Annotated in this window: 17 protein-coding genes and 2 tRNA genes; 17 read left to right on the top strand and 2 right to left on the bottom strand. The window is 46.0% G+C overall.

Annotation, left to right across the window (positions count from 1 at the left end; translation table 11 throughout):
• Positions 1–158 precede the first annotated feature (158 nt).
• From BK126_RS05875 to BK126_RS05810, 14 genes are all read left to right on the top strand, one after another.
• Positions 159–1,262, top strand: a complete 1,104-nt coding sequence (locus BK126_RS05875) for an ATP-binding protein (RefSeq protein WP_076311706.1) — start codon at positions 159–161, stop codon at positions 1,260–1,262.
• A 160-nt stretch (positions 1,263–1,422) separates the two neighbouring features.
• Positions 1,423–2,943 (top strand): leucyl aminopeptidase, encoded by a 1,521-nt coding sequence (locus BK126_RS05870; RefSeq protein WP_256209575.1) that lies wholly within the window; start codon positions 1,423–1,425, stop codon positions 2,941–2,943.
• 127 nt (positions 2,944–3,070) lie between these two features.
• Complete coding sequence (locus BK126_RS05865) at positions 3,071–4,042, top strand: AAA family ATPase (protein WP_076311705.1); 972 nt, start codon at positions 3,071–3,073, stop codon at positions 4,040–4,042.
• Between the two features lie 3 nt (positions 4,043–4,045).
• Positions 4,046–5,155, top strand: coding sequence for a DUF58 domain-containing protein (locus BK126_RS05860; protein WP_076311704.1), 1,110 nt, complete (start codon positions 4,046–4,048; stop codon positions 5,153–5,155).
• Positions 5,152–6,459 carry a hypothetical protein gene (locus BK126_RS05855; protein WP_076311703.1) on the top strand — a complete coding sequence of 436 codons (1,308 nt, stop codon included), beginning with the start codon at positions 5,152–5,154 and terminating at the stop codon, positions 6,457–6,459. Before BK126_RS05860 ends, BK126_RS05855 begins: the two co-directional genes overlap by 4 nt.
• Positions 6,460–6,554: 95 nt before the next feature.
• Complete coding sequence (locus BK126_RS05850) at positions 6,555–7,517, top strand: aldolase catalytic domain-containing protein (protein ID WP_256209574.1); 963 nt, start codon at positions 6,555–6,557, stop codon at positions 7,515–7,517.
• Between the two features lie 325 nt (positions 7,518–7,842).
• Positions 7,843–9,975: a putative bifunctional diguanylate cyclase/phosphodiesterase gene (locus tag BK126_RS05845; RefSeq protein WP_076311702.1), complete on the top strand. Its 2,133-nt coding sequence runs from the start codon at positions 7,843–7,845 to the stop codon at positions 9,973–9,975.
• Positions 9,976–10,236: 261 nt separating this feature from the next.
• Positions 10,237–10,310 (top strand) — tRNA-Pro (locus tag BK126_RS05840).
• A 10-nt stretch (positions 10,311–10,320) separates the two neighbouring features.
• Positions 10,321–10,391, top strand: a tRNA-Gly gene (locus BK126_RS05835).
• Between the two features lie 134 nt (positions 10,392–10,525).
• Positions 10,526–11,683: an SGNH/GDSL hydrolase family protein gene (locus tag BK126_RS05830; RefSeq protein ID WP_076311701.1), complete on the top strand. Its 1,158-nt coding sequence runs from the start codon at positions 10,526–10,528 to the stop codon at positions 11,681–11,683.
• Positions 11,684–12,078: 395 nt separating this feature from the next.
• The gene (gene abc-f, locus BK126_RS05825; protein ID WP_076311700.1) at positions 12,079–13,998 is read left to right on the top strand and encodes a ribosomal protection-like ABC-F family protein; all 1,920 of its coding nucleotides are present in this window, start codon (positions 12,079–12,081) and stop codon (positions 13,996–13,998) included.
• 451 nt (positions 13,999–14,449) lie between these two features.
• Positions 14,450–15,484 (top strand): phenylalanine--tRNA ligase subunit alpha, encoded by a 1,035-nt coding sequence (pheS, locus tag BK126_RS05820; protein ID WP_076311699.1) that lies wholly within the window; start codon positions 14,450–14,452, stop codon positions 15,482–15,484.
• A gap of 57 nt (positions 15,485–15,541) precedes the next feature.
• Positions 15,542–17,992, top strand: coding sequence for a phenylalanine--tRNA ligase subunit beta (pheT, locus tag BK126_RS05815; protein WP_076311698.1), 2,451 nt, complete (start codon positions 15,542–15,544; stop codon positions 17,990–17,992).
• A gap of 145 nt (positions 17,993–18,137) precedes the next feature.
• Entirely contained in the window at positions 18,138–21,086 is a 2,949-nt protein-coding gene (locus BK126_RS05810) for a hypothetical protein (protein WP_076311697.1), read from the top strand.
• 64 nt (positions 21,087–21,150) lie between these two features.
• Here BK126_RS05810 and BK126_RS05805 read toward each other — a convergent pair whose 3' ends face one another.
• Positions 21,151–21,534, bottom strand: coding sequence for a cupredoxin domain-containing protein (locus BK126_RS05805; protein WP_076311696.1), 384 nt, complete (start codon positions 21,532–21,534; stop codon positions 21,151–21,153).
• A gap of 229 nt (positions 21,535–21,763) precedes the next feature.
• Positions 21,764–22,117, bottom strand: a complete 354-nt coding sequence (locus BK126_RS05800) for a phage holin family protein (RefSeq protein ID WP_076311695.1) — start codon at positions 22,115–22,117, stop codon at positions 21,764–21,766.
• Positions 22,118–22,266: 149 nt separating this feature from the next.
• Between BK126_RS05800 and BK126_RS05795 the strand changes: the two genes are divergently transcribed.
• From BK126_RS05795 to BK126_RS05785, 3 genes are all read left to right on the top strand, one after another.
• On the top strand, positions 22,267–24,630 hold the full coding sequence (locus BK126_RS05795) for an endonuclease MutS2 (protein ID WP_076311694.1): 2,364 nt from the start codon (positions 22,267–22,269) through the stop codon (positions 24,628–24,630).
• 149 nt (positions 24,631–24,779) lie between these two features.
• On the top strand, positions 24,780–25,397 hold the full coding sequence (locus tag BK126_RS05790; protein ID WP_076311693.1) for a hypothetical protein: 618 nt from the start codon (positions 24,780–24,782) through the stop codon (positions 25,395–25,397).
• 212 nt (positions 25,398–25,609) lie between these two features.
• Complete coding sequence (locus tag BK126_RS05785; RefSeq protein ID WP_076311692.1) at positions 25,610–26,830, top strand: MFS transporter; 1,221 nt, start codon at positions 25,610–25,612, stop codon at positions 26,828–26,830.
• Positions 26,831–26,938 lie beyond the last annotated feature (108 nt).

Here is a 26,938-nt window from a genome sequence, read left to right as displayed (position 1 = left end):
TTATCTGAAGCGTAACGTAGTCGTATGACACGAAAGACCCCTGTGTCTGTATGGTCGACGCTGGTTTAGATCTATAGCGGGAAGCCTCGTCATCATCTATGTGACGATTAGTAGTCCGATCGGCAAGTTCCATTTACGTGTAAAGGGGGAGCCTGAGTATGATCAGTGAGTTTCAGAACACATTGATTTCTGCAAACGACGTATTTCCACTACAGCATCTAGATAACAGCAATTATGAGAATATTCTAGAACACTTGGATAGCGGAATCATGTTATTTGATAGGGATGGGGTTCTTACTTTCATTAATCTGCAGATGGCCAGATTGCTAGAGCTGCCACGCCATCAACTGCTCGGCTGTGATGTAGTTCAGCTCGTACGGCATCCATACATTAGCCGGTTCAAAAAGAAAAAGATTATGAGGATATTCAGGGAGACCATTTTCCATCGTAAGCGCTATCATGAGGTGCTTGACGAATATGGGAAGCATTGGCTCATCACTATGACGTACGGTGATCAGATGGACGGCAACTTTTTGCTAAGTGTAAAGGACGTATCGGATTTCAAACAAATCGAGCAAACCGCATATCAGAACGATAAGCTGGCCATGCTGGGACAAATCTCAGCCTCCATCGCTCATGAAATTCGCAATCCGCTAACCGCCATCCGAGGGTTTATCCAATTGCTAAGACCTCACCTTATTCAGTTAGGCAAGGATGAATATGCAAGAATTATACTTACAGAAATTGATCGAGCGAATGATATTATTTATGAATTCCTTAATTCATCCAAGCCTTCTGCCCCACAAAAAACCGTGATTCCAGTTCAATCTTTACTCAAAGAAGTGGTGCTGCTTACAGAAAGCGAAGGTTTAATGAAAGGATGTCAAATAGAGATGGACAATGCTGATCATCCGCTATATGTGTCCATCGACGTAAAACAAATTAAGCAGGTCATGCTGAATATGGTCAAGAATGCAATGGATGCCATCGAGAATGTAGGTGAGGATCATTCAGGGCTTATCCAGATTGAAACACAGCAAGAAGGCACTAATGTCGTCATTTCCATAAGAGATAATGGACAGGGAATGGATCACAATACTTTAGTAAGGCTGTTTGATCCTTTCTTTACGACCAAGGAAGCAGGCACTGGGCTCGGACTATCCGTCAGCTATCGAATTATTAAGAATCATGGAGGCACCATATCCGTTGACAGTAAATCTGGAGAAGGAACAGAATTCAAGATTTCTCTTCCTATCGTATAATCTGTGCATCACTTCAATAGATCGGAAGCGTAGCTGCTTCTGATTTTTTTTTGCTCTCTGAACTTTTTTAATTTGTCATGGTGGGTATATGAAAGGAGTAGTATGAAATTAAGGCTATATTTGAATTTGATCGTATTTAATAGCTAGCTGAAGGATGGATATGATGATGAATGTGAAGATGGAAGTGTTATGGAAATCAGACATTCCGATCGAATCGATTGAAGCGCAAGCTGTCATTTGTTTGGTAAGCGAGGCGGAGTGGATTACGGGACATTTTCCTGCGGAATGGAAGGAAGCGATTGCTTCTGTAAAGGAACGAGGATTATTCCAAGGATCTGAAAATCAATTGTTTACCATACCCGTGATGCAGTCAGATACAGCAATAACATTAATATTAGTCGGAACAGGACAGTATCCTTTTACCCCTGAAGGGCTTCGCCTTGCTGCAGTGCGCGCTGCAAAAACAGCGGTGAAGATCTGCGCAGATCAAGTCGTTTTTGCATTGCCTTCCTCTATGCTTACTTATTCGTTGTCCCAAGATATTGCTGTCGTGGCTCATACGCTTACAGAAGGTTTTATACTAGGCACCTATCGACGCAAAACATACAAACGTACACAAGTGGCCTATACTGGCCCAGATCGGCTTATATTTCATCAGGACAAAGTGTATCAGGACGAACATGAGCGGCAGTGGCATATCGGTATGGAGCGGGGGAGGGCTTTTGCAGAAGGAACGATACTAGCCAGAGACTTAACAAATCTGCCTGGCAATATGCTTGTTCCTCATGATCTGGCCAATGCGGCCGTAAGGCTCGCTGAGCAGCATGGACTTGAATACGAAGTGCTGGATGAGAACGAAATTGTTAAGAAGGGCATGGGTGGGCTCTTGTCGGTAGGAGCCGGGAGTGTGAATCCTCCTCGAATGATTGTCCTGAAATATCAAGGGAAGACCTCCTGGGAAGGAGAAATTATCGGGCTGGTCGGAAAAGGCATTACGTTTGACACCGGTGGAATATCACTCAAGCCTCGTGTTGGGATGGAGGAGATGATAAGTGACATGGCCGGGGCGGCTGTGGTACTGGGTGCACTGCATACCCTATGCTTGCTGCGGCCTGAGCAGAATGTGGTTGTTGTCATTCCCTCCGCTGAAAATATGCCCTCAGGCAGTGCTTTCAAACCGGGAGATATTATCACTACACTCAGCCGCAGAACCGTTGAAATCTTAAATACGGATGCAGAAGGAAGGCTCGTGCTCGCTGATGGATTAACTTATGCGAAGGAGCTCGGAGCAACAAGAATTATTGATGTAGCTACACTGACTGGAGCAGTTGTATCAGCACTTGGCGACGTCGCTACAGGAGCCGTATCTAACGACGATCCCTTTATGAATGAATTTATACTAGCCTCTAAACGAACGGGTGAGAAGGTATGGCCGCTGCCCGCCTATCCTGAATTTGAAGAAATGCTGCGTAGCGAGGTCGCCGATCTGCGGAACAGTACAGGAAGATACGGTGCTTCTATTACTGCAGGTCTATTTATAGGTACTTTTGCAGAAGGAATGCCGTGGATCCATCTGGATATTGCCGGAACGGCTTATGTATCGAAAGAGAGAGGTATTCATCCCAAAGGAGCGACTGGAGCTATGGTGAGAACCATTGCAGAATATGTAACAAATGCATAAGTAATTCAGGCCTTGTGATATACAAGGTCTTTTTCATTTGAAAAAACATGCATGGAATATAGGGTTATGGTAAAATCACTTTATTATATGAAAACGTTTACGAATATGGGGAGGTCTTGACATCGTTATGGAATTTCATGAAATCGCACAAGTAGCGGCCAAGCTTAGAGCAAATATGGCAAAAGTCATTGTAGGTAAAAATGATACAGTGGATTTAATGCTGATCGCGATGATCGCCTCAGGTCATATTCTGCTTGAGGATGTACCAGGTACCGGGAAGACTTTGCTGGCCAAAACGATGGCAGCCTCGTTAGATTGTACGTTTAGACGAGTGCAGTTTACTCCTGATCTATTGCCCTCAGACCTCACGGGGATTCATTTCTATAATCAAAAGGAAGGAGAGTTTGAATTTCGCGAAGGTCCTCTGTTCGCTAATTTGATTCTTGCCGATGAAATTAACCGAGCGACATCGAGAACACAGTCCAGCCTGCTGGAATGTATGGAGGAGAGGCAAATTAGTGTAGATGGGCACACACATGAGCTCAAAAGGCCATTTATTGTTATCGCCACCCAAAATCCTGTTGATAATCAAGGTACATTTCCATTACCAGAGGCACAAATGGACCGCTTTATGCTCAAGATGAGCATGGGTTATCCAACTCAGGAGGAAAGTGTGGAAATTTTGCGACGTACGGTAAGCGGGGATTTCATAACAGGTGTATCTTCGGTTGTAGCCCAGCGTGACATCGTAGCTGCACAATCGGTTTATACAGCCGTTCGCGTACAGGAAGATCTGATGCGCTATATTATCTCTATCGCTGATGCAACAAGACATCATCCGGATATTGCGCTGGGCGTAAGCCCACGAGGAACACAAGCACTGCTTAAGGCGGCACAGGCCCGGGCAGCCATACAAGGCAGAGAATATATACTGCCTGATGATATAAAGGCTTTGGCGCTGCCTGTATTGTCACATCGGCTCGTATTCAAACATCGATCCAAGCAGCAGGAGGGAAAGGCTGAAGCGCTGCTTAGTGATATCATTTCACAAATTCCTGTGCCGAGCGACAGAACAAGTGTAGAAAGCAGTGTGCAATAACCAATGGAGCTTCTGTGGTTTCTTGTCGTCGGCCTTCTGCTAGTTTTTGCTCAAGGTATCCTGCTTGGGGTACCTGCACTGAAGAGAATTTCGTATCAGCGTGAGTTTGCGAAGAAACAGTGTTATGCCGGGGATGAGCTTGAGATGGTCGAGAAGATTTCGAATGAGAAAAGACTTCCCGTACCCTGGCTTCGCTTAGAGGCAATGATGCCAGCTTCTTTTATATTTCATACAGGTGCTGAACTCGGCATCAGCAGAGGAGATATTTATCAAAATCATCAAAGCTTGTTCTCGCTTAAACCCTATACTCGAATTACGCGGAAGCATTTCTTTACTTGCCAGCATCGCGGTGTATATCAATTGGAAACGGTGACGATGACAGGCGGCGACCTCCTGGGTGTCTATTCCCATGCGAAGAAGCAGCCTGTATCGGTACAGATCACTGTATTCCCTGCACTCTTGGCTGATCACGAAATGCCAACGAGCTATGAGGTTTGGCAAGGCGAGCTGGAGGTATCCCGATGGATCGTAGAGGATCCGTTTCTTATTCTCGGTGTCAGGGAATATGGAGCGAGCGACCCGATGAATCGGATCCACTGGTCAGCAAGCGCGAGAACCGGTCAATTACAGGTATATAAACAAGGCTACAGTTCGGATCCGCAAACGCTCATTATATTCAATATTCAGGAATCCAGTGACATGTGGAGTGTTGTAACGAAGCCGGGGATGGCCGAGAGAGGTCTATCCTATGCCGCAACCGCGGTGAATGATGCAGTGAGCAGAGGACTAAAAACAGGATTCATGCATAATGCATACGCTTTAGGATCAAATTCACTCGTGCGGATTGATGCCGACTATGGAGTTCTTCACGCAGAATATATAATGCAAGCCATGGCCGAAGTACAATTAAAGTGCTTGATACCGATGGAACAGGTGCTTATGGATGAGGCTGACAGGCAGCTTGATTCAGGAGAGCGGCAGGATTATTTATTAATTACGCCGTTCGTATCTCCAGGCATGGAGGAGCAGCTGAATCGCCTCAGATTCGGTGGAAATAAAGTCAGCATTGTATACCTTGATTCAGATCCGGAGTACAAGGAGGCAGGGAGATGAGCAATGATCGTGATCAAGCGGTACCTATAAGAGTGTACTTGCTGGGCTTGATGGAGCTCGTCTATATCTATCCTTTAATGGTACTGCTCTCTGTTTTTGCACTGCAAATAAGTCCCGTGTGTACTTTCATATTGCTTGTGCTTGACCTCTTTACAGCGATCTGGCTGAGTTCTGCAATTAATAACAAGCTTATGGCTGGATGTGTATCATGGATTGCTGGAATAATGATCTCCGTTGGCGGGACGCTTCTATTAGACACAGAGCAGGATATAACCATTCTCCCTGTTCTTCTGGCAGCAGTGGCAGGAGCCGGAACGGCATATCGCGGGCTTACCCTGGGTAAACGAAGATTGAATTTTGCTCCTGCGGATCGTATGCAATATACGGGACTTATCTCATTGCTTGCATTAAGCCTGATTGCCACGAGAGTACCTAGACTGGACGATCATGCAATGAGTATTTATGCAGCCGGTATCATCGGGTTTCTAGTCTATATCTGGACAAGACATTCTCGTGAGATGAGACGGGCCACCTTAGACATGGATGGCAAGAGACCGCAAATGAAGAGCTTCTTCGAACTGAATCGGCCACGGATGCTTCTCTTCCTAGTCATAGTCATTATCCTTGGGACATTTAATTATCTGTCGGAGTTGTTTAATTACCTGTGGAACGGATTTACGAGCTGGTTTCGTTCATTGTTTGATGGAGAGCCTTCTGAGGAAATACCAGAGACCATCCCTCAGCTTCCTTCAGAAGGACTACTATTCCCTCCCACTGAAGCAGAACCTTCGAGTGATTCATCACCCGTATGGGATTGGGTACTGAACGCGCTGGTCATGCTCGCTGTGCTTGCCTTCTTATTATTCATTGGTTATGGCCTGTGGAGATTGCTCAAGAAGGTGAGCCGATATCTACAATCCAGAAGTAAACCCAAACAGGAGACTCCAATCCCGGAAAAAATAGCTTATATCGATATAACGGAGACGATCGAGAACAGACCGAAGAAAGATTTTTTTCGCATGTTCCGTAAACAACGAGTCCCTGAGGAACCTGAACAAAGAATCCGATATTATTATAAGTCTGTTGTAGAGCAGGTGGGTAAGGAAGCAGGACCACTGCCTTCATCACTCACGCCTAATGAGCTGGAGCAATGGCTGAATGAACACGAAGAAGTCCGACACAAGCACGTTCCGTATAGAGGAGAGCTGATCCACCAGTTAATAACTTTATATAATAAAGTCAGATATGGGGAGGAAAAGGTATCTCCCGAGGAGGTTCAACCGCTTGATCAGGCACATAAGTAAGCTTAATGTCAGATTAGGTCGAGCTTCTCTTTACTTTTCATTCCACGTTCAAGTATCATGAGAGAAATAAAGTAGGCATATAAAGGAGCTTAGCCATGAAGACGATGACAAATCATAGCAAGATTGTAGACTGCACGATTCGAGACGGCGGCCTCGTGAACAATTGGGATTTCAGCGTGGAATTTGTACAGAAGCTGTATGAGAGCTTAAATGAAGCAGGCGTTGAATATATGGAGGTTGGATATAAAAATTCCCCTAAGCTGCTGAAGGGTGCCGACAAAGCAGGGCCTTGGCGCTTCCTGAACGATGATTTCTTGAGAAAGGTCATTCCTCAAAAAGGCAACACCAAGCTGTCCGCACTGGTAGACATCGGAAGAGTAGACGAAAATGACATTCTTCCTCGCAGCGAAAGTATGCTGGATCTGATCCGTGTTGCTTGCTATATCAAGGATGTGGACAAGGGTCTAGAGCTAGTTCGCATCTTCCATGAACGTGGTTACGAAACGACACTTAATATTATGGCACTATCCAATGTGATGGAGAATGAGCTTCTTGAAGCTTTTGAAATGATCAATGAGAGTGTGGTTGATGTTGTATACATTGTCGATTCCTATGGAAGCCTGGATCACAGTGACATTAAATATCTTGTTGAGAAGTTCAAGCTTCATCTGCCCAACAAACGGCTTGGGGTCCACACCCACAACAACATGCAGCTCGCATTCTCCAACACGCTGATCGCTTCTGAGCTTGGTGTTGAACTGCTGGATGCTTCCGTGTATGGAATGGGCCGCGCTGCCGGTAATTGTCCGACAGAACTGCTAATAGCTCATTTGAAAGGAACTAAATATAAGCTCCGTCCTGTTCTTGATGCGCTGGAGCAGCTCCTTGTACCTCTACGTGAGAAAGAAGAGTGGGGATACATCCTGCCATATATGATAACAGGTCATCTCGACGAGCATCCTCGTTCGGCTATGGCACTTCGTAATTCGGAGAATAAAGACCGGGTCGTCGATTTCTATGATACACTTACCACACCTGAAGTGAACTTTGATAAGTGAGGATTGTGCATTAATCCTCTTATAACCGATGAATCGATTCTGGGATGAGCACTAGCCGTTTTGCTCGCATTATTCCCTGACTAGGCACTCTCTACTAAATGGTAGAGGGTGTTTTTATTTTATAGAGACTTAATACCTACAAATTGCGCGTTTATGCATAGATAAGTCAAAAAAATAGTACAAAGTTTGCTGATTAAATGGTATTATAGTCCAGTGGATATTGAAGAAAATGTTGGAATATGTCACATCTTAACTGTAAAATACATGATAACCAATGAAATAAACGTACTTTATGGACAATATTTAGGAGGCATCAATAAATGCTATGAGCATTAAGTTGAGACATCCCAAGTTCTTATGGACTGCGGGTGCTGGTCTTATATTATGTATTTTGAACCCATGGATAATGCCTTCCTTATCTTCATTGCTTAGTCAGGAACTTATTAATTTATTGGGAATGGGCATCTCTCTTTGTTCGTTAATTATCTGCTTCTCGGCGTCTAACCAGGCGAGACTTTTGGAACAGGGGCAGCGAACACATAATGGACAGTACATTGCTTCTGTATTTTTTGCAGCAGGTTTTTTGGAATTGCTATTATTTATACACTATAGTGGAATTTCCTTCAGAAATGAGCTGCTGGTGGATACCTCCGATGTCATACTTATAGTATTTTTGACTCGGTTGCTCTGTGTAATGGGCATGCTTTATCTCGGGTTTTCTTCTCCAAAATCGGCGGAGCGTCCCATCCGCAAATCTATAGGATTAGGTGCTGCCCTGCTATATATGGCAGTCCTGCTTCTCCTTCTACAAAACAACGACAATCTTGATTACTTCTTTAGCGTTTATGACCCCTTGAACGAGATTGTAAATCCAATTCATTATGCGATCCATTTTTCTCTTTTATCTTTTTTAATGCTGGCTCTGTTGGGGCTGTTATTTTCAAAGGTAAAACGAGTAATGAATGTGAATAAGAACCTCATACTTGGTATGATATTTTGTATTGTCAGTCAAGGCTTTATGCTGCAGATTCAAGACGTATCAGATCTCTCTTTTACGCTGTCCATGATCTTTCAGCTGCTGGGCTATTTCATTTTTCAAGAGGTGTATTTCAACGTTTACGTCACGATTCCGCTGGAGCGGCAGACCGTCACCCGAGAACAGCTGAACTACATGGCTCATTATAATGAAGTTACAGGATTGCCGAATCGGAGGTCCTTACTCCTACATTTACGTGATTGTATGCATTCTGCATATTCAGAGAATCGGACGGTGGGTCTTCTGGTCATCAACATCAACCGATTTAAGATCATAAATGACTCGCTTGGTTATCAGTTCGGAGATCAACTGCTGAAAACAACAGGAGAACGCCTAAAGCAATATAGAGGCGGCAAAATAGAGGTGTTCTCGCTGGACAGTGACCGATATGCTGTCGTTTTAAGCGAATTTGTTGAAACAAAATTATTAAACCGGCAGGTAAGTGAAATTCTTCAGCATTTCAAAGAGCCCTTACTATTAAAAGATCGTGAGCTGTACCTTACTCCGTCTGCTGGCATTAGCCTATTTCCGTTTGACGGAAGCTCACCTGAGGAATTACTTCGTAATGCGAATACAGCCCTTCATTTCGCGAAGGATCATGGAATGGATTTGAACCGATATGCAGTCTCGATGAAACGGGAGGCACAGAAAAGCCTGCAGATGGAGCATGACATCAGAAAGGGCCTGAAGCGTGGAGAATTCTACTTGGAATACCAGCCGCAAATCGATCTAAGAACGAATGAGGTCGTTGGTGTTGAGGCACTCGTGCGCTGGCAGCATCCGGTCAAAGGGACGATCTCACCAGCAGATTTTATTCCCATCGCAGAGGAGAGCGGGCTTATTGTTCCTCTTGGGGAATGGGTGCTTAAGGAGGCATGTTCTCAGAATCGAAAATGGCAGCAGCAGTACAAACCCTTGTCGATCTCTGTGAATCTGTCCATTCGGCAATTTCAGGATGTGCATCTGACAGATCGAATTCAGCGCGTTCTGCTTGATACGGGCCTTGATCCGACATGTCTTGAGCTGGAGATTACAGAGAGCACGATGCTGGACTTTGATCAGGGAATTGATGTTCTGGATCGGATCAAGAAGTTAGGTGTACAGATTAGCATTGACGATTTTGGGACTGGCTACAGCTCGTTACATTATCTTAAGAAGCTTCCAATCGATCGATTGAAGATTGATCAGTCCTTCGTTCGTGAGCTGATGGAGGACCACAGCAACAAGGCCATCGTATCTACGATAACCTCTATGGCCAAGCATTTACAGCTTAAGGTCACTGCTGAAGGTGTAGAAAATGAAGAACAGCTTCTATTTCTGCAGGAACAGCATTGTCATGAAGGTCAGGGATACTTTTTCAGCAAACCGCTTAAGTCTGAAGATTTTGAAAGCCGATTTTTAAAGGTAGTTGTCTATAATTAGAAAGGCTAGATAGAATGAACATAAGACATACATAAATATATTAGAAAGAACCAGTTTTGGCTGTGATGCGCTGAAAAATGGATTCGCATCATAGATGTTTAGTGAGCCTCACAATTGTACAATTTTATCCTCATAATCTGTGAGTTCATTCTATCTAGAAAGCTTCTAATGCTTCTCTCAGCAAAAAAAGTATTGCATGAATTAACTGTGAGTGATATATTATTAGTTGTCACCAATTAAGTAAATGATACATAACGATGACGGGATGTAGCTCAGCTTGGTAGAGCACCTGGTTTGGGACCAGGGGGTCGCATGTTCAAATCGTGTCATCCCGATTGTATATATGCGGGTGTAGTTCAATGGTAGAACTCCAGCCTTCCAAGCTGGTAGCGTGGGTTCGATTCCCATCACCCGCTTCACTAAGAGCCTTGCGATTCTTCGCGAGGCTTTTTTCTATGGGTTATAGATTTGTTTTTTGAAGCTGGAGTATAATGATGGAGGTTTAGATTGATAGATTTAGATACAACATGAATAAAAGGGTGGATTAGAAATGCTGGGGGAATACGTATCTGCAACCGCCGTGTCGACGGCAACGAATTTTATAATGATTCAGGAAACCGCATTCACACGTACATATCGAACGTACATCAAGCTTAGAGAGAACGGGCCGCTGGAAATGAAATTTTGGCACAGCAATGTGGTGGATTCTACTTGGGATATGGGTGCTGTAGCACAAGGGAGCATGCCTGGCGGGCAATGGAAGATTGAGTCTGTATATGTAGCCGTCAGTCAGGAAGAGCGGGATGGAAGTGTTGTACCTGGATCGGGTACCCCGATCACATTTGAAGGGGAATATACGAAGCACGTACAGCCTGGAGAACAATTCTGGAGTGATGCAGTCACGATTAATGTGCTGCCGGGACGGGACCTGGTATTTACCTGGACCCTTACAACAGAAGCAGCAGGAAAGTCCTTTCCGTACAACACCGAAGGACTGCTTGTATCTGCCTATGCTGCAGAAGGAAGGAGGGCTTCGGAGGAATCGGGAGCATCCTTCACAGCACTGGAGAATCAGCTGGTCTTGCCGGCATTTATTGGGTATAAACGACAAGTGAAGCATCGGATGATCTTCTTGGGTGACTCTATCACACAGGGAGTAAGAACACGAAAAGACGGCTATGAATACTGGGCAGCCCGTATTGCAGATGGGTTAAATACAGAATACAGCGTCTGGAATATTGGATCAGGCTGGGCAAGGGCCTATGATGCGGCTGCAGATGGTTCATGGCTTGTGAAAGCAAGTCAAGGTGATTACGTGGCTGTGGTGCTGGGTGTCAATGACATCGATATTGGCGCTCGGAGCAGCGAAGAGCTGCTTGAGGATCTGACAGCCATTGTTCGGAAATTGAAACAAAATCCGGAGGCCAAACCGCAGATCATTCTCTTCACCGTACCTCCGTTTAATTTTGTAGAGCAGAGGGAGGAGATTTGGCGTACAGTGAATGAGACGTTACGTACAAGACCGCCTGAAGGCGTGGATTATGTATTTGATATCGCAGAAGTGTTGTCCTGCGCTGCGCCGGATGAGCACCGTGTTCAGCAAAAATACATGAGCAATGAATTTGATCCACACCCGAACGGTGAGGCAGGTAAACAGGTAGCAGATGCTTTCTTGAAATGGTTTAAGGGGAAGTCATTATATTTTTAATTAGGCATTTGCATATTTGCCTTTCTTCAAGATCATGCTATACTAAAAACAATTATGATGAATGAGAGGTAACCACACGTATCATGGAGTAAAACACACGATATCCTGAAGATAACTGTAAACCGATGGTGTAGCAGGTTAGCTGTATGCGGCTGACGTATCTAGGGACAAGTGTGCTTATTTCTATTGATGGGATACGTGTGGTTATTTGTGCTGTCTGTTCCGCGGCCTCGTGCTGGACTTGAACCGGTCAGCTCTGCTTGCTCACATACCGCAGGTGTATCTTTACCTGTTCTCCTATCCTCTAAAGTACGCTTCTTCTATAGATTACGTCTAAGCCGCAGGCTCCTTGCCTGCGGTGTTTTAGCTTCTGTACAGAAAGAGGGAGATACGGTATGACAACACTTATTCATATGCGTGAGATTAGTAAGGATTGGAACGGAAAGAAATTGTTCGGACATGTCAATATGGAGGTTAATGAGAATGAGCGAATCGCTCTGTTTGGACGGAATGGTTGTGGCAAGACGACGCTGCTAAATATTCTGACAGGCAGTGAACAGCCGACGGAAGGTACATTAAGCGTCCATCTTGAGTCTGAAGAAATCGGATTTATGCGCCAAGACTTTAAACCGGAGGAGCACCTGAGTGTTAAACAGATTGCCTATGCAGAGAGCGGAGGGTGGGGAGCCTTAAAAATGGATCTTCAGGAGGTGGAGGGAAGCCTCGCCTCTGAGGCAGATCCTTCTCCCGATTTGCTTCAGCGCTATGGTGAGATACTCGATCAATATGAAGCCTACGGTGGTTATTCGAAAGAAGCTGAGCTTGAGCGAATGATGACGCATCTCGGTATTAGGGAGGAGTTATGGGAACGCCCCTTCTCTTCTCTAAGTGGAGGTCAGAAGACCAGGCTGCGCCTATCTGCACTATTAACGAGAAAACCGAGGCTGCTTATTCTTGATGAGCCGACCAATCATCTTGATTATGAGAGCATGGTCTGGCTGGAAGGCTGGATATTGTCCTATACAGGCACACTTGTCTTTGTATCGCATGACCGGACCTTCTTGGACCGGGTAGCCACGAGCATCTGTGAGCTTACTCCGGAGGGGACTCATAAATATCCGGGAGGCTATGAGGAATACAAGGCGCAGAAGGAGCGCGAGCGCAGAGAGCAGGCGACGAAATATCGTCAGCAGGAGCTTGCCAAGAAAGCACTGGAGGAGTCTATTCGTAAATACCAGGAATGGTTTAAGATATCGCATCGAAACGCAGGGAATGTAACAGAGTCAAGAATTGCAGCAAGTTATTATAAGGCAAGGGCCAACAAAAATATATCAAGATATCATGCGAAGCAAAAGCAGCTTGAAAGGCTTGAGGGAGAACGGGTTGAAAGGCCGCGGGAAGGTCCTAAAGTCAGTGTGGATTTAAGGGAAGGGGAATTTGGGGCAAGGACATTTGTTCAGCTAAGAGACGTGGAGTACACTTACCCTGCTACTCAAACGCCTGTATTCTCAGGGATTAACCTGGTCGTTGAGCGCGGAAAGAGGATTGCTCTTCAAGGCGTGAATGGTGCTGGGAAAACAACGCTGCTAAAACTGATCACGGGAGAGCTGTCTCCACAAAAAGGAGAGGTGAACCTTCATCCTAAGACTAAAATAGGTTATTTTTCGCAGGAGCTTGAAGGTCTGCAGCCGGAGATGACTTTGCTGGACAGCTTGCTCATTAATCCATTCATGACACAAACAGAGGCACGGACCATGCTGGGTAATTTCTTGTTTTCACGGGATGACGTATTCAAGAAGATTGGAGATTTGAGCATGGGTGAGAAGTGCAGAGCAGCATTTATAAGACTGTACTTCAGCGGTTCCAATCTGCTCGTCCTCGACGAACCTACCAATTATTTGGACATTGATACTAGAGAAGTGATGGAGGAAGCGCTGCTGAACTACGAGGGTCCCTTTGTGTTTGTATCTCACGATCGGACGCTTGTCCGAAAGCTGGCTAATCAGCTGCTCCATTTGGGTAAGGATGAGCCTTTGCGCATATTTGATGGAACGGTACAGGAATATGAGGAGCATTTGGCTAGAAAAAATGAAACTCCCGAGGAGCGTGAGGAGGAAGACCTGCGGATCCAGCTGCAGCATCGTTTGAATGAATTGCTGACAGGGTCTAGTTACGATCAAGTGAACTCCGGGCAACAGGCAAATGTCGAATCTTATTATATGGACAGTGCTACACTGCAAGAAATCCGGGAGATTCGCTCACAGCTGGCAGCCTTGGAAAAGAAGGATAAGCGTTCTTCCCAACATAGAGGATAGCCTATTTTGATTACAGGACTTGCGAGAGAAGACGCATTTGCGTATAATAATGTAGCAAACTAGGCAAGACTTAAAATGAACAAAATGCTTAGATGGAGAAGAGTACACAGTGCTTTTGAACAGGGAGGAAGCGCCAGAGATTGAGAGCGTTTCTACGAAATCAGGCTGTCGAAGTTCGCTCCGGAGCAGTTCCTTGAACATCAGATAGAGTATAGACGGTATGTACCGTATACTTTGTGTGTCAGTAGAGGATACCGGTTCACGTCCCGTTATGAGCGTGCTAAAGTGAGATTGAAATCGTAGAGCGGATATGGCTGAGAATAGCCTTATAACAGCTGTACATGAATCTAACAAGGGTGGTACCACGGTCTTTTCGTCCCTTCATCGGGAGAAAAGGCCTTTTTTTGTTTGATCAAAATCTTAGGGGATTTAAAGGAGGCTGCTGAACGTCATGAAAGAAAGATTGGAAGCTTTGAAGAACGAAGCGCTTGCTGAGCTGGCAGGCGTAAATGATGCACAGGCACTTGGCGATATAAGGGTGAAATATTTAGGTAAAAAAGGTGCGCTTACTGAAATTTTGCGTGGTATGGGCGCACTGAGTGCAGAGGAACGTCCGGTCATTGGACAGGTGGCAAACGACGTTCGTGGTGCTATCGAAGCTGTAATTGGAGAGAAGCAGGAAGCATTTCAAAGAGCAGAAACCGAGAAACGCCTGGCAAAGGAAACGATTGATATCACGCTGCCAGGACGCCGTCTGCCAGAAGGAGGGCTCCATCCATTAACGAAGGTTATCCAAGATCTCGAGGATATCTTTGTCGGTATGGGGTATCAGGTAGCTGAAGGTCCAGAGGTCGAAACGGACTATTACAACTTTGAAGCGCTCAACCTGCCGAAGAATCATCCGGCCAGAGATATGCAGGATTCCTTCTACATTACAGAAGATATTCTCATGCGTACACATACTTCTCCTGTACAGGTTCGTACCATGCTTGCGATGCAAGGTGAATCCCCTGTGAAGGTCATCGTTCCAGGTAAAGTATATCGTCGCGATGATGATGATGCTACGCATTCCTTCCAGTTCCATCAGGTAGAGGGAATTGTCGTCGGCAAAAACATTCGGATGAGTGACCTGAAGGGTACGTTGCTCCAGTTCGTGCGTGAAATGTTCGGTGCACATACAGAAATTCGTCTTCGTCCAAGCTTTTTCCCATTCACAGAGCCTAGTGTTGAAGTCGATGTTACCTGCATTAAGTGCGGGGGAGCTGGGTGTCGTTTGTGTAAACAAACCGGCTGGATTGAAATTCTAGGAGCAGGAATGGTTCATCCTAACGTACTTGAGATGGGCGGCTACGATCCTAAGGAATACAGCGGGTTTGCATTTGGTATGGGTGTAGAACGTATTGCGATGCTGAAGTATGGAGTTGACGATATTCGTCATTTCTATAACAGTGACCTCTCATTCCTGAAGCAGTTTGCCAGATTATAATTACATCTCCACAGGCTGAATTAGAAGCTTATATAAATAGAAGGAAGTGATCGTAACGTGAGAGTATCAACAGAATGGTTATCTGATTATATTTCTCTAGAGGGTGTTGCACCTCAGGATTTGGCTGAACGCATCACACGTGCGGGAATTGAAATTGATATTGTGGAAAATCGGAATCAAGGTGTGACCAAAGTTGTCGTCGGTTATGTAACCAGCAAAGAAAAGCATCCAGATGCAGATAAGCTGAACATTTGTAAAGTCGACGCTGGACTTGAGGAAGAGCTTCAGATCGTATGCGGAGCGAAAAATGTTGATGCAGGTCAGAAGGTTCCTGTCGCTCTTGTCGGAGCAAAATTGCCCGGCGGTCTTGAAATTAAAAAAGCCAAGCTGCGCGGCGCTCTGTCCCAAGGGATGATCTGTTCTGCCAAAGAGCTCGGGCTAAATGACAAGCTCTTGCCTAAAGAGCTGCAGGAAGGAATTCTTGTACTGCCGGCTGAGCTAGAAGTAGGAACACCGATTGAGCAGGTGCTGGGTCTTAACGATCATGTGCTTGAGCTTGATCTTACCCCTAACCGTTCGGATGCATTATCCATGATTGGTGCTGCTTACGAGGTTAGTGCTATTTTGAGCAGAGATATCACTTTACCCGTACCACAAGCAGAGCTTAATGAATCCGGCTCAGCGGCAGCAGACCATATCTCCGTTCAAGTCGATGCTCCTGAGCTGTGTACTCATTACTCGGCTAGATATATTAGTGGCGTAACGATTAAGCCATCTCCGCTATGGATGCAAAATCGACTGATGGCAGCCGGCATCCGCCCGATCAATAACATCGTGGATATTACCAACTACGTTATGCTGGAATATGGCCAGCCGCTGCATGCATTTGATGCGGATCAGCTAGCGGGAGGCCATATCGTTGTTCGCAAAGCCACAGAAGGCGAAACGATGATTACGCTGGACGATCAGGAACGTAAACTGAAAGACACGATGCTGCTGATTACAGATGGTGTTAAGCCGGTAGCAATTGCTGGAGTAATGGGCGGACAGAATTCCGAAGTTAAGAGTGATACAGCTAATATCTTGTTGGAATCAGCTAAGTTTGACGGTACTACAGTTCGCAAGACATCACGCGAACTCGGACTGCGCTCAGAATCCAGTCTTCGTTTTGAGAAAAATGTGGATCCTGGTTCTGTCATTCCTGCATTGAACCGAGCGGCATCACTGATCAGTGCTTATGCTGGAGGAAATGTGCATCCGGGAATCGTGGAGTCCACATCAGGCTCCAATGAAGAACGAGTGATTGCTCTCTCTGTGAGCAAAGTAAATAACTATCTGGGGACATCGCTCTCTGCTGAGGAAATTCATGCGATTTTTGATCGCCTGCATTTCTCATATGAAACGGCTCAAGAGAACGAGCTTCATGTCACTGTTCCAACACGTCGGGGAGATATTACTCGGGATGTGGATCTTATTGAGGAGGTTGCCCGTCTATACGGATACGATCATATTCCAACAACGGTAATTGAAGGACCTACGACTCCGGGATCACTCACGAAGCCTCAGGTCATCCGCAGAGCACTGCGTGGTCTCTTATCTAACGGAGGATATCAGGAGATGATCAGTTACTCCTTCGTTAATCCGGAGAGATCAACACAGTTCTCAGCCCTGACGGCAGGCAGCAAGTCTGTGAAGCTCGCCATGCCGATGAGTGAAGAGCTCAGCGTACTCAGAACAAGCGCACTTCCACAAATGCTGGAAGCTGCACAGTATAACCGTAATCGCAAGCAGGAGAGTCTCGCCCTGTTTGAGATCGGCAGTGTTTTCTATACAGAAGAAGAGACACTGACCAAGCAGCCTAAGGAAATTCCAGTGCTGTCTCTGCTCTTGTCCGGCAATCGAATTGAGAAGCAATGGAATATTACAGCTGAGAAGGTTGATTTCTTTGATCTCAAAGGTGCTGTGGAATCCATATTTGCATATCTCGGACTTGAAGGACGAATCAGCTACGCTGCGAATCAGCCGAAGGACTATCACCCAGGACGCTCGGCTTCCATTTATCTGAAGGTATCCGATGAGGAGCAGTTGCTCGTAGGAACACTTGGTCAAGTCCACCCTGAGCTTCAGCTGGCCTATGATCTAGGAGATACGTATATAGCCGAATTGTCACTTGAAGCCTTGTATGATGGGGCTCTTCCTCCACTTGTCTATCGTGAGCTGCCGCGCTTCCCAGCAGTTTCCCGTGATATTGCCGTGGTTGTAGAGCAATCGGTAGAAGCCGGCGTCTTGATGGCTTCGATCCGGGAGTCAGCTGGTGATTTGCTTCAATCTGTTCAAGTATTCGATATTTATACAGGGGAGAAAGTGGGAGAAGGCAAGAAGAGTATTGCCCTTGCACTAACATACCGTCACAAGGATCACACACTGACCGAAGAGGAAATTACGGCGGTTCATACAAAAGTGCTGACGGATCTGTCCGATAAAACCGGGGCTGAACTTCGCAAATAAGTTTTTTCCTGATTTACCCTTTATTTTTTGAGAAAAAAATTGCAGGAATTGCCCTAAGTCACATCGAATCCTTAAACATCAAGGTTCGATGTGATTTTTTTTTCAACTTAGAATCAACAAGACAGACATGAAGGAGGGCACAACTGTGACTACACCTAATCGTACACGCGTCACCGTAGACATCTACGGGACTTCTTATAAATTGGTCGGCAGCAGTGCCGAATATATGAAACAGGTTGCAAGCCTGGTTGACGAAAGAATGAATGCGATATCCAAGACCCATTCCAGACTGGATACACCGAGACTAGCCGTCTTGACTGCAGTACATATGGCTGAGGAATCCTTGCAGGTTCAACAGATCAAGAATGAGCTGAAGATGGTAACCGGTGAGAAGACTCAGCTGGGAAGCGAATTGTCGAAGCTTCAAGATACTTATGAACAGCAGATGGAGAAATTGAAGCAGCTTGAAGAAGCAAGAGCTGAGCTGGATAAAGAGAAGCAAAATGCACAGCAGGCACTCGCACAGCTGGAGAAGGCGCGTAATGAAGAGCAGCGTGCATTGAAATCGCAATTGGAAGAGGCACTGTCGAAGACACTCCTTCGAGAAGAGGAGCTGAAAAAAGCCGAGCAAAGCTATAACGAGCTCCTTAATCGTTCGCAGCAGAATGAGAAGAAGTGGCAGCAGCAGGCACAGCAGAAACAGAAAGAGCTGACAGAGCAGTTTGAAGCAAGGCGCAAGAATGAAATGGCTGAGCAGGAAGCAAGGCATAACAAGCTTATCGAAGAAGCTGCCTCCAAGGAGCGGGAGCTGCGGAAGCAGCTTGAGCAGAAGTCAGCACAAGCAGACAAGATTCTGCAGGAGCGGAATCAGTTAGAAGCAAGACTACAGTCAGAGAAGGCGGCTCTTCAGAAACAGCATGAGGCCAAGCTGAAGGAACTAACAGACCAAGCAGCAGCGAAGTATGCCAAGCTGGAGCAGCAATTGAATCTCAAAGAGCAAGAGTGGCAGAAGACGCTGAGCTCCAAGGAGCAGGAATGGAAGAATGCACTGAAGGTAAGCGAGGACAAGCTAGGGCAGCTTAATATCAAGATTCAAGAAGTGCGGACAGCAGCAGATGCACGGATCCTCACAGCAGAGGAGGAAGCAGAAGCGAAGTTAAGTGCGTTCAAGGAGGCACAGCTTCAAGAAATCGCATCTGTTAAGGCTCAGGCTGAAGCTGAAGCACAGCAGCAGGTTGATGAAATAACACAAATGCTGCTGGATGAAGAGGCCAAGGGTGCAGAGCTCCTCAACTTCAAGACTCAAGCTGAGGAACAAATCAAGGTGCTGGAGAAATCAGTTCATGATTTGAATCATCAGCTTCAGCAGGCTGACAGTGATCTTGCCGAAATGAAGGAAGCGTACGAGGAACGACTGAGCGAAGCGAAGAGCGAGATGGAGGAACGGCTTAAGGAAGCGGAGAGCTTGGCTGTTCAGGAAGCAGAGCGAGCTGAAGCAGCAGCTTATGAGCAATATCGTGAAGAGCTCAACTCCGTTAAGGATGAGCTTATGCGTAAGTATAACGAGCGTGAACAGAAGCTCAAAGAGGAGCTTGAACAGCTCCAGCAGCAGCTTGAGGAAGAACGAGCTGAAGCGGATAACCAGCTAGAGGAGGCTCTTGCCCAGCTTGCCGAGGAAGAAGACAAGCTGAAGGAGCTTACTGGCAGATTGGAACAGGAGCAGACTCGCGTCTCCGAGCTTGAATCCTTTGCTTCACAAGGGCAGGATACGATTGCGAAGCAGACTCGCCGAATCCAGGAGCTTGAACAGCAGATATCCGATGTGAAGGATAACAGCTCGTCCCTTCAAGCCAAGCTGCGTACAGCAGAGCAGGAAGCGGCCAAGGCCCATGAGACAGCTGAGCAGCTTAAGGTCAAAATTCAGGAAGCCATCGATAAAGAAGCTGCAAGCTCTGCTCAGCTTCGTAAGATTCAGGATCAGCATGCGGCGAGTCAGCGTGAGATCTCCAGTCTTAAGCAGGCTGGTGAGAAGGCCGAGCAGGAGCAGCGGCGACTACAGAAAGTGCTGGAGCAGGCTCATGCAGCAACACGACAATTGCAGAATGAGGTTGCGTCGCTGTCGGGCAGCGAGAAGAGCTGGAGAATGGCAGCAGAGCAGCATAAACAAGAGATCAGTGCCCTGGAGACAGAGGTTCTTGAAGCGACTGAACGTTTAGAAGTGACGCAAGCTGAACTTCAAAGTGTGCGCAGTGAGCTGGAGCATATCTCATCAGAGATGAAGCGTGTACAGTCTGAACGAGAAACACTATCCCAGCAGCTTCCTGAACTGCAGGAGCACTATGAAGCGCTTCGAGCTGATTATGAGCAGTCGGTAAGTCAGGAACAACAGTACAAGCAGCTCATTTCCGAATACGAACAAGAGCAGGCTAACATTCGCAAGCAATTGCTTGCGATCGAAGCTGAGCATGACAAAGTCAAGGAACAGATGTCGAAACGCCAATCCCTGCTGAATGAAGCGGAGGAAGAAGCCATTGAATGGCAGCTCAAATACGAGGAGCTTGAAGAAGCTGTATCCAAGCTGCGTGCAGAGCAGAACCAATGGAATGAGCATGAGAAGAGCTTAAAGACTGAGCTCGAGGAGTGGTCTCATAAGGAACAGCATTGGATGCTGCTTCAGGAAGAAGCCTTGCGTCAGAAGCAGGAATTCCAGTCGAGATATGAGAAGCTGGCAGCACAGCAGCAGGAATGGGAAGAAGATCGCAGCAAGTTAGCTGAAGAGGTCAGCAGCTGGCAGAAGCAGGTTGCTGCAGGAGACGGTCGGTTGGCTGAGCTGGAACGAGAGAAGGATGCAGCGATATCGAGCTTGAATTCCTTGCAAGGGGAGAAGAAGGCTCTTGAGTCTGAGCTCCAGGATGTTGTAGAACGATATGAGGTAACAGCACATCAGCTGCGCCTTCTAGAAGTGGAGCGTGAGATGCAGCAGGACAAGTCAGAGAATCTGGCTCATGAATATCGTCAGCTGCAGGATGAATACACGAAGCTTCAGACCGAGTATAACGAATGGATTGAACTGATTGAGCAGGATCAGAGCTGATTCATGCTATAGCAAAAGCCTGTCCTAACATCTAACAAGATGCTGGGACAGGCTTATTTGCTCATTATTCTTCAACTATAATCTTAGATATCATTGTGGAATGACCCGTACCGCAAAATACAGAACAAGCGATCTCAAACTCACCTACTTCTTCCGGTGTGATGACCTTGGATGTTGTATCTCGATCAAGCTGGAGGCTAAGACCGGGTACAATAATTCCGTGGTTCCCTTCTGCATTCTCATATACGACACGTACAGGCACTCCTTTTTTGATGCGATACTCTGGTTGATCGAATTCGTAATCTGTTGCTTTAATGACGATCTCGTCACTTGCAGCAACTTCAGGCTCAGTAATTCCGCTGCCTTGATTCTCCGCAGAGTCTTGTCCGCACGCAGCGAGCAAGAAGAGCAGCATCACGGTGCATAGCAGATAGCTGACTTTTTTCATCACGCAAGGCCTCCCAAAATAAAATCCATAATGTACTACCATGATACCTCAGAAGAATAGGGTTGTGCATTTCCTTATGTGAGAATTTTGCAAACAATTTGTAAGCACATCCGATAGTACTCATTAGAATGGGGAAGCAGATAAGTGAGAACTGTATCCAAGAAAAAAAGCCTCCTTATATTGATAAGGAGACTCTTTTCGAGTGTACAGATGATTTCACATCTGTTTCTTATTTTCGATTTCCTTTTGCTGCATCAAACGGGGTTGGTACAAAAATGTCGATAATCCCGATGACTAATGCTGCAAGGATGGCTCCCAGGATGCTCGCGGAAACGTCGTCGACGATGTATTGAGACAGCCAGATCACGAGCGCACTCACCAAGAATCCGACGATACCGCGGCCAAAAGGTGAGACTCTTTTTCCGAAGATGCTCTCAATGACCCAGCCTAACAATGCGATGACAACGGCCAATATCAGCGCGCTGCCAAATCCGCCTACTGAGAAGCCCGGAACGATCCAGCCAACAAGTAACAATACGATTGCGGCTACAATAAACCGGACGATAGCTCCTAAAATGTTCATGATTTTGTCCTCCTTTTTTGATGAACAGACTCCGTATGCAATATTATTATGTAACAATCCCGCATTTCTTATGTGCGGCATCATTCTCAAATGGCACAAGTCCTGCTCTTTCGCTATAATACAAATAGAGCCCGAGAGGAGTTGTCACATTGGATTCAAAAATTTTGCATACGTTAGAATATCGTAAAATTTTAAATACATTATCTCTATACACGCAAACAGAGATGGGTAAACACAACGCTGAAAATTTAATTCCGATCAGCGATCTGGAGGAAGTTAAAAATTTGCTGTCTGGAACCGACCAGGCCGTCAATGTGGATCGGTTGAAAGGGATACCTTCATTTTCCGGTATTGTGGATATTCGTTCTGCAGTGAAGAGAGCTCGAATTGGCGGAACATTAAGTCCCCATGAACTGCTGTCCATCCATAATACGGTTCACACCGCACGGAGACTTAAACGCCTGCTGGATGGCATGCAGGAAGAAATTCAGATGGACAAGCTAATCTTCCTGAGTGAGCAATTGTCTGAACAAAAACCACTTGAGGATGCAATTAAATTATGTATCGATGATTCCGCAGAAGTATTGGATTCGGCGAGCGCTAATTTGTCCCAAATCCGTCGTGAATTAAGAACGGGGGAGTCCAGAATTAGAGAGAAGCTCGATTCGATGATCCGTTCATCTTCGGTGTCCAAAATGCTTCAGGATCAGCTTGTCACGATTCGCGGTGATCGCTTCGTCATTCCGGTAAAGGCCGAATATCGTGCGCACTTTGGCGGGATTGTTCATGATCAATCGGGGTCAGGTGCAACGCTTTTTATCGAGCCCGAATCCATTGTTACTATGAATAACAAGCTTCGTGAAACGCGAATGCGCGAAGAACGTGAAGTTGAAGTGATTCTGCAGAAATTGACGGCTCTTGTTGGAGAACAAGCAGAATTGCTTGCCATCGATGTCGAATTGCTGGGGACATTGGATTTTATTTTTGCAAAAGCACGTCTCGCTCGGGAAATGAAAGCAACCTTGCCTATTATGAATGACCGTGGCTTCATGAAGATCAAAAAAGGTCGACATCCGCTTATATCTATAGATAAGGTTGTTCCAACAGATGTAGAACTAGGAAATTCGTATACATCGATCATTGTTACCGGTCCCAACACCGGTGGTAAGACCGTTACGCTCAAAACGGTAGGGCTCTTAAGTCTGATGGCCATGTCCGGCTTATTCGTATCCGCAGAGGATGGGAGCCAGTTATGTGTATTTGATGCCATCTATGCCGATATCGGTGACGAGCAGAGCATTGAACAGAGCCTCAGTACTTTCTCAAGCCACATGACGAATATCATTCGAATATTGTCGGAAATGACACCGAAAAGCCTTGTGCTCTTTGATGAGCTTGGGGCCGGTACCGATCCTTCAGAAGGCTCTGCACTCGCAATAGCCATCCTTGAACACATTCATTCCACAGGCTGCCGCTTGATTGCAACGACTCATTATAGTGAACTGAAGGCTTATGCTTATGAACGCAAAGGTGTCATTAATGCGAGTATGGAATTTGATGTCAATACGCTGAGTCCGACCTATAGGCTATTGCTTGGTGTTCCAGGACGCAGTAATGCATTTGCCATCGCAGAACGTCTGGGACTTCCGTCTGATATTCTTGATTATGCCCGCGGGGAAGTCAAAGAAGATGATCAGCGAGTAGAGCACATGATTGCTTCGCTGGAGCAGAATCGCCTGACAGCAGAGCAGGAGAAGGAACGTGCCGAGAAGCTGAGAAAGGATCTGGAGCAGCTTCGTGATCATCATGAGCGGGAGATCAGCAAGCTCGAGGAACAGCGGGACAGACGCATTGAGAAGGCGGAGCAGGAGGCACGGGAGATCATTGCCAAAGCTCGCCAGGAATCAGAGCAAATTATTCGTGATCTACGTAAGCTGGCGCTTGAGGAAGGGGCTTCTGTTAAGGAGCACAAGCTCATCGCCGCACGCAAAGCATTAAGTGATGCTGAACCAGCCGAGCGCATGAAAAAAATTAAAAAAGCGGCTCAAGCTCGGAGAATTGAACCTGGTGATGAAGTTAAGGTGGCCAGTTTGAATCAGAAAGGTCATGTCGTTGAATTAGCCGGCAAAGAGGCCTTGGTTCAGCTCGGTATTATGAAAATGAAAGTAGCACTTACCGATTTAGAGTTAATCGATACACCGCAGGCTCAAAAGCAAGGGGCGGGAGCGACAAGACATGTAACAGGAGTCAAGCGTACTCGGGATGAGCATGTCAGATCAGAGCTCGATCTCAGAGGTGCTAATCTCGAAGAGGCTTTGGTTGAGGCAGACCGCTTTATTGATGAAGCCTTCATGGCGAATTTAGGTCAGGTGTACCTTATTCACGGCAAGGGTACCGGCGTTCTCCGTTCAGGCATACAGGAATATCTTCGCAAGCACAAGAACGTTAAGAGCTACCGACTGGGCAACTACGGAGAAGGCGGTACAGGAGTTACCGTTGCTGAACTGAAATAAATAACCTTGTTACAGGAGGCACCCATGAAAAATTTGATCAGGGTTCTGTTTGCTGCGGCTGTCATTTTTTTCGTAGCAGGGGTCGTGTATATGATAAATGGGTAATAGGCGAAGATGAGAATGGGATAAGAAGAAAGGGTTGAAATAGAGTGGAAACTACTGTATGTCCATGGTGTCAAACTGAAATTGTATGGGATGAGGAGCTAGGACCTGAAGAGGAATGCCCTTATTGTAATAATCCCCTCACACTGGAGGGAACGGCTGAAGTCGAAGAAGATACGTTGAAGGAGGAAGCTGACCAGAGCAACTCCAAATCCGAGTCATTAGAAGGATATCGGACGCTAAATGTGACTCTTACCGAGGATGAAGAGGAACTGCTTCATACGGAGTCTAATCAGGCAAACGAATCGGACGAAGATTATAGTAACCTATGGGAGGACGAAACGGATACAATACTTCCAAGTGTAAGAGCACTGGATACGTATGAAGATTCTGGTCTGAACATGGCGAAATATGGAGAGACGGTTCAATCCATATTGGATCAACAAGAGGAAGTCCCTGAATGTCCGAACTGCCGTGAGTTTATGCTCCATGCAGGGGTACAGACGGTGAAGAAGGATCAATTTGCTGCTGCCAAATCTGCGCTTCATCCATTAGAGGCGCCATTTGGAATCCAGATGTACGTATGTCCTGCTTGCTTCACAACGACACATAGTCTGGCAACCGAAGATCGGCTGCGTATGGTGAAGCGGCTTAGCTCACAGTAACAAGTCATTTAATCTCAATTTTATGAACCTAAGCACATGACTGCTTCGACGCAGCATGTGCTTTTTTTTAGGCAACCACATCCAATATATAGTAAATAATTGAACAGAACGATTTTTTCACAGGAGAGGACATATTAAGATTTGATTATTTCTGCAGGCACATGCTTGTGCTCTTCAGCTATATAACAAAATTTGTGGAGGTGGATTAGCACATGAGTAAAACTCATCTCGACAAACAATCACGGCTTCTCCTGCTAATTAATGGACTGTTTGTACTTGCTGGTGCTTTATCCGGAACTTTTCTAAACGTTTTTCTATGGAAGAGCAAACAAGACTTTGCCATGATCGGCTGGTTCACAATCAGTCAGCAGATCGGGCTGGTACTGACATTTTGGCTTGCTGGCAAATGGGTGAAAGAACACAACAAAATGAATGCGCTTCGATTGGGCATCTTATTATCAGGTGTGTTCTATCTACTCGTTCTGGGGCTTGATAAGCATGCAGTGGATTACATCTGGCCATTAGGCTTACTGCTGGGCGCGTCTCTCGGATTGTTTTGGCTTGCCTTTAATGTCGTTTACTTCGAGGTCACAGATCGTGATAATCGTGATCTATTCAACGGCTGGGTAGGCTTGATTGGATCATTGGTCGGCATTGTCGGTCCTTGGATTTCAGGGATGATTATTTCATTGTCTGTTGGCAACCAAGGATATCAATATATCTTTATGATCTCTATGCTGGTATTTGGCATTGGGGTCGTGTTCAGCTTCTTCTTAAAGAAGAGGAAAGCAGAAGGCACTTACAGCTGGAACGAGCCTGTGAAGCAATTAAGCGAGAAGGGGAGTCCTTGGAGATGGGCGGCTCCAGCACTTGCAGCTCAAGGAGTTCGAGAAGGGGTATTCTCATTCTTGGTAAATCTGCTCGTATACATTGCGACAACCCAAGAAGCGAAGCTGGGACAGTTTTATCTGATCACCTCATTGGTAGCATTAGTTAGTTACCGTGTTGTCGGAAAATGGTACAAGCCGGGCTATCGCTATTACGGGACTTTGGTCGGGGCTGCTCTGTTATTCTTATTTACGCTTCCACTGCTATGGACCGTAAGTTACGGAACTTTGCTCCTGCAAGGGGTTGGATCAGCGATCTTCATGCCTTTGTATATTCTGCCCATGATTTCATCGGTATTTGATTTGATGGGAACCAGCGGCGAGAACGTGTCCAAGCGGGTTGAGCTTGTCGTATTGCGTGAAATTTGTCTAACCATCGGCAGAGTGGTCGGCATTGTTATCTTTATTGTTGTTCTTGAGATCAATCAATCTACGCAGACGATCACATGGCTTATGATTATCCTGGGTCTGTCGCCTGTACTAAGCTGGTTTATGATCCGGAGACTGTTACAAGCTCAGCCCGTCAACAAATCTTCGGCAAAGTAACATAGCGTACATATTCATTTGTTCGCCAGGACAAGCTACTTAAGGCGCAATATGCAGGATTCCCTGATTGGAATCTATGAATGGATAAGTGGTAAGCAGGGAGTATGA

Source organism: Paenibacillus sp. FSL H7-0326, assembly GCF_001955535.1.
Lineage (GTDB): Bacteria > Bacillota > Bacilli > Paenibacillales > Paenibacillaceae > Paenibacillus > Paenibacillus shunpengii.
This window is presented reverse-complemented; position numbering and strand designations above follow the sequence as displayed.

What these genes read in the sequence shown, in the direction of transcription:
- BK126_RS05800 (WP_076311695.1), bottom strand. Translation starts at nt 22,117, where the DNA reads ATGAACATTTTAGGAGCTATCGTCCGGTTTATTGTAGCCGCAATCGTA.
- BK126_RS05875 (WP_076311706.1), top strand. Translation starts at nt 159, where the DNA reads ATGATCAGTGAGTTTCAGAACACATTGATTTCTGCAAACGACGTATTT.
- abc-f (WP_076311700.1), top strand. Translation starts at nt 12,079, where the DNA reads ATGACAACACTTATTCATATGCGTGAGATTAGTAAGGATTGGAACGGA.
- BK126_RS05845 (WP_076311702.1), top strand. Translation starts at nt 7,843, where the DNA reads ATGAGCATTAAGTTGAGACATCCCAAGTTCTTATGGACTGCGGGTGCT.
- BK126_RS05805 (WP_076311696.1), bottom strand. Translation starts at nt 21,534, where the DNA reads ATGAAAAAAGTCAGCTATCTGCTATGCACCGTGATGCTGCTCTTCTTG.
- BK126_RS05785 (WP_076311692.1), top strand. Translation starts at nt 25,610, where the DNA reads ATGAGTAAAACTCATCTCGACAAACAATCACGGCTTCTCCTGCTAATT.
- BK126_RS05855 (WP_076311703.1), top strand. Translation starts at nt 5,152, where the DNA reads ATGAGCAATGATCGTGATCAAGCGGTACCTATAAGAGTGTACTTGCTG.
- BK126_RS05860 (WP_076311704.1), top strand. Translation starts at nt 4,046, where the DNA reads ATGGAGCTTCTGTGGTTTCTTGTCGTCGGCCTTCTGCTAGTTTTTGCT.
- BK126_RS05865 (WP_076311705.1), top strand. Translation starts at nt 3,071, where the DNA reads ATGGAATTTCATGAAATCGCACAAGTAGCGGCCAAGCTTAGAGCAAAT.
- BK126_RS05850 (WP_256209574.1), top strand. Translation starts at nt 6,555, where the DNA reads ATGAAGACGATGACAAATCATAGCAAGATTGTAGACTGCACGATTCGA.
- pheS (WP_076311699.1), top strand. Translation starts at nt 14,450, where the DNA reads ATGAAAGAAAGATTGGAAGCTTTGAAGAACGAAGCGCTTGCTGAGCTG.
- BK126_RS05870 (WP_256209575.1), top strand. Translation starts at nt 1,423, where the DNA reads ATGATGATGAATGTGAAGATGGAAGTGTTATGGAAATCAGACATTCCG.
- BK126_RS05830 (WP_076311701.1), top strand. Translation starts at nt 10,526, where the DNA reads ATGCTGGGGGAATACGTATCTGCAACCGCCGTGTCGACGGCAACGAAT.